The following is an 11,888-nucleotide window of genomic DNA, read 5'->3' as shown; positions in this document are numbered from 1 at the left end:
CAAGCAGGTCTGTTTGGCGTTGGCGACATTTTACCTTATATGGCTCAAGAACTTCATTTGTCAAATTCACCTCCAGCCAATCATCATCACGATAAGGTACAAGTGGTCTTTAAAGAAATGGGGCAAACAGTCGAAACAATCATACGCAATGATAAATGCCTGTCTGAAAAATTCAGACAGGCATTGGCTTTAATCATCAATCATTCGTTTGATTGAATCATTTTTTCTCATCAAACAACGCACAGGTTCCGTCTACATCGCAGTTGGTCTGACGATAAACATGGATAAGGTGCTCGGTAGAACTGTCGTGTTTTTGCGGCGGAATGGTTCCGGTTAATTCGGAAAGAATGGTTTTGGCAAGCTGTTTACCCAGCTCCACGCCCCATTGGTCGAAGCTGTTGATACCCCAGATAACGCCTTGTACGAATACTTTATGTTCGTAAAGAGCAATCAGGCTGCCCATGTTACGCGGGTCGACTTCATTCAGCATAATAAGGTTGCTTGGGCGGTTGCCGGAGAAGGTTTTATGCGGAACCAAAGCCTCGATACGCGCTTCGTCCACCCCTTGTTCACGCAGCTCCTGACGCGCTTCATCCGGTGTTTTGCCTCGCATGAAGGCTTCGGCCTGCGCAAATACATTACTGAGCAAAATTTCATGATGGCCGGGCAAATTGCTGCGTTTTTCCAAAGACGCAATCAAATCAATCGGTGTGATGTGCGTGCCTTGGTGAAGCAATTGGAAGAACGCATGCTGGCCGTTGATGCCGGTTTCACCCCAAATAATCGGGCCGGTTTCGTATTGCACGGGTTTTCCGTCCATGGTTACTTGTTTGCCGTTCGATTCCATATCCAGCTGCTGGATAAACTTGGGCAAACGATGCAAGTGTTGGTCGTAAGGCGCAATGATATGGCTGCCGCCGCCAAAATAATTGATATACCAAATGCCGACCATCGCCAGCAATACAGGCATATTTTGCTCCAATGGCGCATTGTAAAAATGCTGATCCATCAAATGGGCGCCATTGAGCATTTCGATGAAGTTTTCTTCACCCAAATAAAGCATGATCGGCAAGCCGATGGCCGACCAAAGGCTGTAACGGCCGCCTACCCAATCCCAAAATTCAAACATATGGTCGGTGTCGATACCGAATTCGGCAACCGCTTTTTTATTGGTAGATACCGCCACGAAATGCTTGGCAATGTCTTCCTCGCTGCCTTCGCGCAAGAACCATTGGCGCGCGGTATTTGCATTGGTTAGCGTTTCCTGCGTAGTAAAGGTTTTAGATGCAATGATGAATAAAGTGGTTTCCGGATGCACACGCTCAAGTGTATCGCGCAATTGAGCGCCGTCCACGTTAGATACGAAATGCATTCTCAGGCGCGGATGGCCGTAGTTTTTCAAAGCGGAACACATCATCAGCGGGCCTAAATCCGAACCACCGATACCGATGTTGACCACATCCGTAATCACTTGATTGGTGTAGCCCAACCAGTCGCCGCAGCGCACGGCATGGGCAAAACGGCCCATACGCTCCAGCACGCTGTTGACTTTAGGCATCACATCTTCACCGTCAACCTCGATCGGCGCATTAGTGCGGTTGCGCAAAGCCACATGCAAAACGGCGCGGTTTTCGGTTTTGTTGATTTTCTCACCGGCAAACATGGCTTTTCTGCGCTCTTCCACGCCGGCTTCCCTGGCCAATGCCATCAGGCCTTGCAAAATTTCATCGGTGATGCGGTTTTTAGAGTAATCCAGTTTCAAGCCGCCCACTTCCAGCCAATAGCGTTCGGCGCGCTTCGGATCCTGCTCGAACAATTCGCGCATATGCAGGTTTTTGGCGGTTTCAAAGAGGCTCCATAACTGTTTCCAGGCGGGTAATTCTTGCAAATTTTTCATTGGTTGTCCTTTATATTTATCTGTATGAGTGAAGCTGATTATGAGGAAAACGGCAACCTGAAGCAGGCTGTCTGAAAGAATGGTTCACAAATCCGGCTAACTATTTTGTAATAAAGCTACAAATAAAATCAAATTCAGCCGTTTTGCCGCCACTTGGGCAGCATAACGTTTTATCTGCGATTTACTCAGGCATCATCTTCTGCTTGATCATGCTCGATACGCTTATTATGAATACTTCGTTTACCTTTTTGTAATTGCAGGCTGGCGGTTTCACCTAAGCGCAACGCCAAGCCGATAGCCAGAATGTCGACCACCACCAGTTGCAACAAACGGGAAACCATCGGCGTATATTGTTCGCTGTTTTCCGACGAGGCTACGTTCAGCACGCAATCCGCCAGCTGGGCCAGAGCGGAATCGGCACGGGTAATCGCAATCACCGAAGCCCCGTTTTCTTTGGCAATGCTCACCGCATCCAATACTTCAATCGACGAGCCCGAATTGGAAATCACCACCAACACATCCTGCTCGGTCAACACAGAAGCGGCCATAAGCTGAATGTGCGGGTCGGCATAAGCTACGGTCGACATACCGAAACGGAAAAATTTATGCTGCGCATCCTGAGCCACAATACCGGAGTTCCCTACCCCGTAAAACTCGATGCGGCGAGCATGGGTTAGCATCGCGATGGCATTTTCCAATTCAGTTTCATTCAGGAACCGTCGTGCACCAAGAATGGATGCGGCGGTATTACCCAACACTTTTTCGGTAACATCGCCCATATCATCGTCACTGTTGAGTTCCGCGTGTACGAAAGGCATACCTTCTTGGCCGATACTGGCCGACAACGCCAGCTTAAATTCAGGCAGGCCTTTATAGCCCAAGCTGCGGCAGAAGCGGATAACGGTAGGCTGGCTCACCAAAGCACGCTCGGCAATTTCCGCCACGGCCGCATGAACAAACCATTTTGGTTCTGCCAAAGCACATTCGGCTACTTTACGCTCAGCGCCGGATAACTCGCTTAAAAATTCACTGATTTTACTCAACATTTATCTCGTTCCTTATACTTGGATTTTTTATTCAGGAAGCGTTCCAACTCTGTTTTCAGACAGGCATTCTTTATTATTTTACAACGGTTAAGAGTTAAATCAGATGCCTGTCTGAAGCACCTCTAACCGTTTTACTTTCCGGCGTCCGAAGACCCCGCGGCTTAACGGATGCCGGAAAAAATCAGCGTATGCCTTTGGCCGCCAATTCATTATCCAACGCCACAGCGGCGCCCGAAATGCCCGGATACTCCGCCAGCACGATAAAAACCGGAATCGCTGCCAGATAAGCGTCGAAACGGCCTTTGTTTTCAAAACGGTTGCGGAAAGAAGAATATTTAAAATAGTTGATAAAGCGCGGGATAATGCCGCCGCACAGATAAACACCGCCGCGCGCACCCAATGTCAAAGCCAGATTAGACGACACGGTTCCCAACATGGCGCAGAAAATATCCAATGTCAACCGACATAAAGGCGACGAACCGCTCAAGGCACGCTCGCTGATTTCCGCCGGTGTGAGTTTTTGCGGTTTCATGCCTTCCTTTACAGCCAGAGCTTCATAAATCAAGGTTAAGCCGGAGCCGCTCAGAAAACGCTCGGCCGAAACGTGTCCGTATTTTTTCTTGGCGTATTGCCAGATAATGATTTCAGCATCGTCAAACGGCGCAAAGCTCACATGGCCGCCCTCTCCCGCCAGCGCGGTATAGCCGCCACGACCGTCGGGAATCAGCCCGCTCACACCCAAACCGGTGCCCGGGCCGAGTACTGCCTTAGGCGCATTTTCAACCGGCTGCATGCCGCCCACCTGAACTAAATCTTTCTCATTCATCTGCGTAATAGCCAGTGCTTGTGCAGTGAAGTCGTTCAGCAAAATCAGGGTATCAAACCCCAACGACTGGCGCGTGGTTTCGATGGAAAACGCCCAATGGTGATTGGTCATCTGCACCCAATCGCCCACAATGGGATTGGCAATGGCAATGGCAGCATGCTTGATGGGCGGATTACCGACGCGGTGCAGATATTCTTTGATGGCATCAACCACCGTATCATAATCGTTACACGGTAGCACTTCCACCTGTTCGATTTTCTGCGGCGCCGTTTCCAAAGCAAAACGTGCGTTGGTTCCGCCGATATCGGCAACCAAACGAGGCCACAGCGCGTTGGCCTTCGGTGTTTCTTTATTTTTAGCGGGTGTAGTGGACATGACAGACAACCTTTTCTGAATTGAGAACAAAACTTACCGGAAACGCTTTATTTGCCGCAACAGCCGCTTGATCAAACACGGCTTTTTTATCGGCTCCGGCTATCGCCAATAACACGACCGGCGTTTTTTCAATCGCGGCCAGCGTCATAGAAATACGCTCATGCGGCGCGGTAACCGGCGTGGTATGCAACAAGGGAACGCTATTGGCAGGATCCAACCCTTTATCAAGCTGAGGCGCTTGCGGAAACAGAGAAGCAGTGTGCCCGTCGCCGCCCATGCCCAGCACCAGCACATCGGGCTGGCGGAAATGCTGCAAAGCAAAAGCCACGGCACGTTCACTGTCTACCAGCGCCGTTTCATCCACACCGGCCTCAACCATCGGAATCCATGTTGCCGAGGCCGCTTGGTTTTTCAGCAGATATTCACGCACCAAGCCGGTATTGCTGTCTGCATGATCGGTCGGCACGATACGCTCGTCTACCAATGTCACACCCACATTGGCCCAATCCAGATTGATTTTCGATAAAGCTTCAAAAAAAGCAATCGGCGATTTACCGCCGGATACGGCCAAGACCGCACTGCCTTTTTGCGCCAACGCATTTTTCAATGCCTCAGCAACAGCTTCGGCCTGTGCCTGCGCCGCAACGGCGGCATCGGCATGCTCATGGAATTGGTAAGTCATCACAGTTCTCTCTTGTTTAAATATTCTTCTGTTGTTTTCAGACAGGCATAGAAACCCAACCGTTAATGCCTGTCTGAAAACCGGTAGTTCTTTTTGGAAAAACGCTTATTGGTCTTCCAGCCACGCATTACCGTCTTTTGCCAGCAATGCCTGCGCTTCCTTAGGCCCCCAGCTGGATGCGGCATAGCCATGCGGCGGAATCGCGCTTTGCGCCCAGTTCTCCATAATCGGCATCACCCATTCCCAAGCCGCCTCCAATTCATCCCGACGGTTAAACAGGTTGACCCGACCGTCAATCACTTCGCGCAATAACAATTCATAAGCCTCTGCACGACGGCCTTCGATTTCTTTCGCCAAATCAATACTCATTTCCGCAGCCACCACGTTCATACCATTCCCCGGCTGTTTCATGAATACGCGCGCGCTAACCGTTTCCTGCGGCTGCAAACTGATAACCAAACGGTTCGGCGTGTTTGGAAACAAACCGGCCGTATCTTCACGGAAGTTCAACACGATTTCAGCGGTTTTGCCGGCCATCCGTTTGCCGGTTCGCAGATAAAAAGGCACGCCTTTCCAGCGCTCGTTATCAATTTCCGCTTTGATAGCCACATAAGTTTCGGTACGGCTGCCAGCGGGCACATTATGCTCTTGCAGATAACCGGGCTGACTCTCGGTTGCCGTATATTGCGCACGCACCACATTGGCATCCACGTCGGCCGACGTAAACGGCTTAAGCGCTTTAAGCACTTTCATTTTCTCATCGCGTACGTCGTCTCCCGCCAAGGTTTTCGGGCGCTCCATCGCGGTAAAGCAAAGCATTTGAATAATATGGTTTTGCACCATGTCGCGCAAGGCGCCGGTAGCATCGTAAAACTCTCCGCGCTCTTCCACGCCCAGTTGCTCGGCAATGGTAATCTGAACGCTTTTCACAAAGCGGTTGTTCCATACAGGCTCAAAAAAGACATTGCCAAAACGCAAAGGAATCAGGTTTTGCAAGCTTTCTTTGCCTAAATAGTGGTCGATACGGTAAACCTGCGACTCTTTGAAATATTTGGCCACATCCGCGTTGATTTCCTGAGAGGATTTCAAATCGGTGCCCAACGGTTTTTCTAACACGATGCGTACATTCTCACCGTTCAAACCGACATCCGCCAGATTTTCACAAGCCTGCGCAAAGAAAGTGGGCGCGGTAGAAAGGTAAACGATAACGTTTTCTGTATTTTGGCGTGCTTTCACCAATTTAGCCAATTCATCGAAATCGGCTTTTTGAGTTACGTCTACCGTTAAATATTGGATGCGCTTAACGAAGGAATCCCATAATGCTTCGGTAAAATTCTGTTTGATATGGATTTTAGAATCACTCTCCACTTTTTTCAGAAATTCCGCCGTATCAAGCTTACTGCGGCTGACGCCCAAAATACGGCCTTCCGGATTCAACAGACCGGCCGCATGAGCTTGGTAAAGACAGGGCAAAAGTTTACGCATCGCCAAATCGCCGGTTGCACCGAACAATACCAAATCAAAATTTGTTTGCGTATTCATCATTATGTTTTTCCTTAAAATATTCAAATGGGGGCGATTGCCCTTATTAATAATTGTGGTTAAATTTCAAATTCGAAGAAATTGTATTTCAAAACACACCTTTGCGAATCACAAAAAACTTAGTTTTCATATAAAATACACATTAGCAAATGCCTTTTGAAATACCATCTACATGTTCGTAGCAATCCTACACGCCGTTACACCTTTTGTCTATGGTTTCATGTGCGTAAAAGTTTGACCTAAGTAAATACTTTCTTAGATTAAAGTGGTATTATGTTAGAAAATTACAACCTAGCAGCAAAGTACCAGGATGAATAAGTTTGTAACTAAACTACGATATAAAATACCTTATAAATACCAAATGCAAACGTTTCAGAGCACGAACTTCAAGAAAGACAACTTATGACTACCTTAAATCCAACCTTAAAAGCCATTACCGACCGCATAATCGAACGAAGTCGCCCTACGCGCGAAGCCTACCTTAAACGCACTCGCTCTTTCGTGCAACAAGGCCGAGTTGAACGCGACCAATTAGGCTGCTCCAATCTGGCGCACGGTTACGCCTCCATGCCCAAAACCATCAAAATCGAAATGCTTCAGCCCACCGTACCTAACTTAGGCATGATTACTGCCTATAACGATATGGTGTCCGCCCACCAGCCTTTTGCCGAATTTCCGGCTTGGATAAAAGACGAAGCGCACAAACACGGCGCCACCGCTCAAGTAGCCGGCGGCACACCCGCCATGTGCGACGGCATCACCCAAGGTTACGAAGGCATGGAATTATCACTGTTTTCGCGCGACGTGATTGCCATGAGCACGGCCGTCGGCCTTTCGCATCAAATGTTTGACGGCGCACTCTTCTTCGGCGTGTGCGACAAAATCGTTCCGGGGCTCGTAATCGGTGCTTTGAGCTGCGGCCACATCCCCGGTATTTTTGTGCCGGCCGGCCCGATGACCAGCGGTATCGGCAATAAAGAAAAAGCGAAAACCCGCCAGCTTTTCGCCGAAGGTAAAGTTGGCCGCGAAGCCTTGTTGGAAAGCGAAATGGGCTCTTATCACAGCCCTGGTACTTGCACATTCTACGGCACGGCCAACTCCAATCAAATGATGATGGAGCTGATGGGCGTACACTTACCTGCCGCTGCGTTTTTCAACCCATACACACCCATGCGCGAAGCGATGACCCGTTATGCGGCGGCACATCTGGCGGAAGGCATTAAAAACAAAACCGCCAAGCCCATTGGCGAGATGCTGAGTGAAAAATCTTTTATCAATGCCATTATCGGCTTGATGGCAACCGGCGGTTCAACCAACCACACCATGCACTTGGTTGCCATGGCTCGTGCCGCCGGCGTGATTCTGACATGGGATGATTTCGACGAAATTTCTTCCATCATTCCTCTGCTTATCCGCGTTTATCCGAACGGCCAGGCCGACGTTAACCATTTCGCCGCCATCGGCGGACTGCCATTCGTTATCCGCGAACTGCGCAACAACGGTTTGCTGCACGACGATGTTGACACCGTAGTCGGCCGCGGCATGGAAGCGTATACGAAAGAGCCCTTCTTAATCGACGGCAAACTCGAATGGCACGATGCAGTGGCCGAAAGCCGCGACGAAGATATTCTGCGCCCCTTCTCGCGCCCCTTCTCTCCCGACGGCGGTTTGCGCCTGATGAAAGGCAATATCGGCCGCGGCGTGATTAAAGTATCTGCCGTAAACGATGAATTCCGTGTTATCGAAGCGCCTGCGATTGTGTTCAACGATCAAAAAGAAGTATTGGCCGCTTTTGACCGCGGCGAATTGGAACGCGATTTTATCTGCGTGGTTCGCTTCCAAGGCCCGCGTGCCAACGGCATGCCGGAGCTGCACAAACTGACCCCGCCTTTGGGTATTTTGCAAGACAGAGGGTTTAAAGTTGCGCTGGTTACCGACGGCCGGATGTCGGGTGCATCGGGTAAAGTGCCCGCTTCCATCCACATGAGTCCCGAAGCCCTGCTCGGCGGCGGTATCGGCAAAATCCGCACCGGCGATATGATTCGTTTCGATTCGTTTACCGGCGAATTAAACGCCCTTGTTGACGAGAAAGAATGGGCGGCACGCGAAATCCCCGAGCCCGATTTAAGTAAAAATACCCACGGCATCGGTCGCGAACTGTTTGCAGGCTTCCGCAGCATCTCCAGCAGCGCGGAAACCGGCGCCATGAGCTTCGGCGGTGATTTTGCCTAAGGCTAACAGATAGCTGGCCGGCAAAGCCTGTCTGAAAACGATTCAGACAGGCTTTGCCAATATACATGCACTTTCTTCGTCTAAGTTAATATTTTGATTATCAATAGTTTTGTTCCGAGTTGCAATACAGTGCGATAATCTGATCTCCATTTTCTCATTCGATAAAGAACAGACCGATGAAAACAGCCTTCTTGCTTATTCCCGTTGTAATACTTTCCGCCTGCGCCAGCTTGAGTAACACTCAATTTACTGGCGAGAGTGCCTCTTACAACAACGACAATATTTTACGCAACGATGTCTTCGCAGCCATCAAACGCAACGAAAACCTGGCTTTTCAGTGCCGCAAAATCAACTCGGTCAATGCCGTTATCAATGGCGCCAGCCGACCTAACGGGCTGTTATATGTAACCGAAACATGGACGGTACAGGCATGCGGCAAAATCCATGCTTATGATGTTACGCTGCGTCAAGACGCCAAAAACGAAACAGATTTCGGGGTGTCTTTTAAGCCATAGGAAAAACCGTTGTTGATTCGACCCAATCCCATTTAATAGCTTGAACCCTAAAAATACCAGCCTAAGCTACATGGCCGATGGAATCAAAATCTTAAATCTGATTTGTCTTGATTCAAATTAAATTACATCGGTTTATATTTGTATTAAAATTACACTTTGTACCCATCGAAGGAAACTGAACTATGAACGCACGCGAAATTCTGAGTGCCGGTGCCGTTGTGCCGGTGATGGCGATTGAAGATTTGTCTACCGCCGTCGATTTAGCACACGCCCTTGTGGCCGGCGGCATCCCCACTTTGGAAATCACTTTGCGCACACCTGTCGGCATTGATGCCATCAGATTGATTAAAAAAGAAGTGCCCGGCGCCATTGTTGGTGCGGGTACGGTCATCAACAGCGAACAGCTTAAAGCCGTAGCCGATGCGGGCGCGGTATTCGCCATCAGCCCGGGGCTAAACAGCCATTTTGCCAAAGCCGCCGAGCAAAGCGACATCACCGTTATCCCCGGCGTGGCCACCCCGGGTGAATTAATGCTGGCGCTGGAGCATGGCATCGACACCCTGAAACTCTTTCCCGCCGAAGTGGTTGGCGGGCGCGAAATGCTCAAAGCGCTAAACGGCCCGTTTCCGCAAGTGAAATTCTGTCCGACAGGCGGCATCAGCCTCGAAACCGCACCGGAATATCTGAAACTACCCAACGTATTGTGTGTCGGCGGCTCTTGGCTGACACCTAAAGCTGCCGTGGCTGCCAAAGATTGGGCAACCATCACTCAACTGGCAAAAGAAGCCTCCGCCTTGCGCAAATAAAGCAGACGCAGCCCGAGTACACAAATGCCTGTCTGAAACCATTTCAGACAGGCATTTCTTGCCAAGCAATAGCCGACCCATCTCATTTACCTGTAAAATCCACCGGCAATCGTCATTCCAAGCCCTTCATGAAACACGCCAAAAAGCTCATCGCCAGCCTATTTATCACATCCGCCCTTGCCTATTTCCTTATGCCAGACACCTATCCCGCCTACCCGACCAGCGACCATTACAATCCCCAAACCGGTTTGTTTTACAATCCCGAGCCGCAGCGTCCGGTAAAAGATGTAGCCAGTGCCATGTGGCGCATGCTGACAGACAAAGCCTCCACCCGCCCGCCTGAAACTTTGCCTATGGTTAAACCCGATTGGTCGGCTTTTTTGGCCGCCGGCGCAAAAAGCCGTTTTATCTGGTTCGGCCATTCCACTTTACTCATGCGCATCGGCAATCAAACCGTTATCACCGATCCCGTTTTCGGTAAATACGCTTCGCCCGTGCCCATTATGATGCGCCGCTTCCAAGCGCCGCCTGCCGGCCTTAACGAGCTGCCGCCGTTAGATGCGGTGCTTATTTCGCATAATCACTATGATCATTTGGAAAAATCGACCGTCAAATATCTGGCTGCAAAAAACAATCATTTCATCGTATCCCTCGGCTTGGGCGTGTTGCTGGAAAAATGGGGCGTGCCCCGTTCGCGCATTACCGAGCTTGACTGGTGGCAAAGCACCGAGCGCAACGGCATCATCTACACTGCCGTTCCCGCACGCCATGATTCCGGCCGCGGCCTAAACGACCGCCATAAAACCCTGTGGTCGGGCTTCGTTATCGAGCACGACCAAGAGCGTTTTTATTACAGCGCCGATTCTTCCTACGGCAAACATTTCGACGCCATTGCCGCCCGTTTCAGCCCGGTCGACATTGCCTTTGTCGAAAACGGCCAATACAACGAGCGCTGGCCGGATAATCATATGTTCCCCGAACAAACGGTGGAAGTGGCCGCCAAATTCAAGCCCAAGCGGTTTATGCCGATTCATTGGGGTGCCTACCCGCTGGCTTTGCACTCGTGGAACGAACCCGTATTACGTAGCATTCCGCTTGCCCGCAAACTCGGGCTCAATCCGTTAACACCGCTGCAAGGGCAAATATTCGACACAGATACAGCAACGGAAGATTGGTTTGCCAAGCCTTAAAACCAAAATGCCTGTCTGAAAACATTCAGACAGGCATTTTTTCAGACAGGCATTAAAGGTAAACCACTTCCCCCGTACGGCCCTTGCTTTCGTGGCTTGCCCAGTAAACGAAATCCGGCATGATGTCAGCGATATTCTTGCGTTCGCCGGAAGATTCGCCCGGGTGAGTTTTAATCCGTTGCGGCGAATTAACCGCACCGGGCACCAATACATTGGCTCGCAGATGAGGGAAACGCTCCCATTCGTCGGCCGCAACCCGGCAAAGATAATTGAGCGCGGCTTTCGATGCGCCGAAGCCGCCCCAATAGGCCTGAGGCTTCTCGCCATGACTTTCGCCGACAAAAATCACCGAAGCATCCGACGACGCCTTCAACAAAGGCAAAAAGGCACGGGTCAAACCCATAGGCGCAACCGTATTAATGCGGTATTGGTTGACCCATTCGGCTACGGTCTGGAAATCCAAAGGCGAGAGCGCATAAAAATAGCTGGCGCAATGCACAATGCCGTCGAGCCGATTGCCGGTTGCTTCCGCAATGGTATGAGCCAGATTGTCAAACTCTTTTTCTTCCGCAGTCATCAGGTCGAAACATACGGCAAACGGCTCCGGCCCGCCTGCCGCAACGATTTCATCATAAATTTTTTCCATTTTCTTCTGATGGCGCGCCACCAAAATCACGGTTGCGCCCTCCGCGGCAAACGCTTTCGCCACCTCGGCTCCGATTCCTTGCGAAGCGCCGCTAATCAGAATGTTTTTGCCTTCAAGTTTGTTGCCCATAT

Annotated in this window: 11 protein-coding genes; 5 read left to right on the top strand and 6 right to left on the bottom strand. The window is 50.3% G+C overall.

The window, feature by feature from the left end:
• Window positions 1-57: 57 nt before the first annotated feature.
• On the top strand, window positions 58-216 hold the full coding sequence (locus Q4A84_RS03610; protein ID WP_303087562.1) for a hypothetical protein: 159 nt from the start codon (window positions 58-60) through the stop codon (window positions 214-216).
• A gap of 1 nt (window position 217) precedes the next feature.
• On the opposite strand, the gene pgi is transcribed toward Q4A84_RS03610, so the two are convergent.
• The 5 genes from pgi to zwf form a co-directional block, all read right to left on the bottom strand.
• The gene (pgi, locus tag Q4A84_RS03605) at window positions 218-1,897 is read right to left on the bottom strand and encodes a glucose-6-phosphate isomerase (RefSeq protein WP_303087561.1); all 1,680 of its coding nucleotides are present in this window, start codon (window positions 1,895-1,897) and stop codon (window positions 218-220) included.
• A 185-nt stretch (window positions 1,898-2,082) separates the two neighbouring features.
• Window positions 2,083-2,943, bottom strand: a complete 861-nt coding sequence (locus Q4A84_RS03600; RefSeq protein ID WP_303087560.1) for a MurR/RpiR family transcriptional regulator — start codon at window positions 2,941-2,943, stop codon at window positions 2,083-2,085.
• Window positions 2,944-3,124: 181 nt separating this feature from the next.
• Window positions 3,125-4,144, bottom strand: a complete 1,020-nt coding sequence (locus Q4A84_RS03595) for a glucokinase (protein ID WP_303087559.1) — start codon at window positions 4,142-4,144, stop codon at window positions 3,125-3,127.
• A complete protein-coding gene (gene pgl, locus Q4A84_RS03590) occupies window positions 4,125-4,826 on the bottom strand; it encodes a 6-phosphogluconolactonase (RefSeq protein ID WP_303087584.1) in 702 nt (233 codons plus the stop codon). Before pgl ends, Q4A84_RS03595 begins: the two co-directional genes overlap by 20 nt.
• Window positions 4,827-4,931: 105 nt before the next feature.
• Complete coding sequence (gene zwf, locus Q4A84_RS03585) at window positions 4,932-6,368, bottom strand: glucose-6-phosphate dehydrogenase (RefSeq protein ID WP_303087583.1); 1,437 nt, start codon at window positions 6,366-6,368, stop codon at window positions 4,932-4,934.
• 402 nt (window positions 6,369-6,770) lie between these two features.
• Here zwf and edd point away from each other — a divergent pair, with 402 nt between their 5' ends.
• The 4 genes from edd to Q4A84_RS03565 all read left to right on the top strand — a co-directional run bounded on the left by edd (window position 6,771) and on the right by Q4A84_RS03565 (window position 11,111).
• Window positions 6,771-8,600, top strand: a complete 1,830-nt coding sequence (gene edd / locus Q4A84_RS03580; RefSeq protein ID WP_303087558.1) for a phosphogluconate dehydratase — start codon at window positions 6,771-6,773, stop codon at window positions 8,598-8,600.
• A gap of 176 nt (window positions 8,601-8,776) precedes the next feature.
• Window positions 8,777-9,115: a hypothetical protein gene (locus Q4A84_RS03575; protein ID WP_303087557.1), complete on the top strand. Its 339-nt coding sequence runs from the start codon at window positions 8,777-8,779 to the stop codon at window positions 9,113-9,115.
• Between the two features lie 182 nt (window positions 9,116-9,297).
• Entirely contained in the window at window positions 9,298-9,921 is a 624-nt protein-coding gene (locus Q4A84_RS03570) for a bifunctional 4-hydroxy-2-oxoglutarate aldolase/2-dehydro-3-deoxy-phosphogluconate aldolase (protein WP_303087556.1), read from the top strand.
• 128 nt (window positions 9,922-10,049) lie between these two features.
• Window positions 10,050-11,111 carry an MBL fold metallo-hydrolase gene (locus Q4A84_RS03565; RefSeq protein ID WP_303087555.1) on the top strand — a complete coding sequence of 354 codons (1,062 nt, stop codon included), beginning with the start codon at window positions 10,050-10,052 and terminating at the stop codon, window positions 11,109-11,111.
• A gap of 52 nt (window positions 11,112-11,163) precedes the next feature.
• Here Q4A84_RS03565 and Q4A84_RS03560 read toward each other — a convergent pair whose 3' ends face one another.
• A complete protein-coding gene (locus Q4A84_RS03560) occupies window positions 11,164-11,886 on the bottom strand; it encodes an SDR family oxidoreductase (protein WP_303087554.1) in 723 nt (240 codons plus the stop codon).
• Window positions 11,887-11,888 lie beyond the last annotated feature (2 nt).

It is taken from the genome of Neisseria sp. (assembly GCF_030527965.1).
Lineage (GTDB): Bacteria > Pseudomonadota > Gammaproteobacteria > Burkholderiales > Neisseriaceae > Neisseria.
The sequence above is the reverse complement of the archived record's forward strand: the minus strand, read 5'-3'. Positions and strand labels throughout refer to the sequence as shown.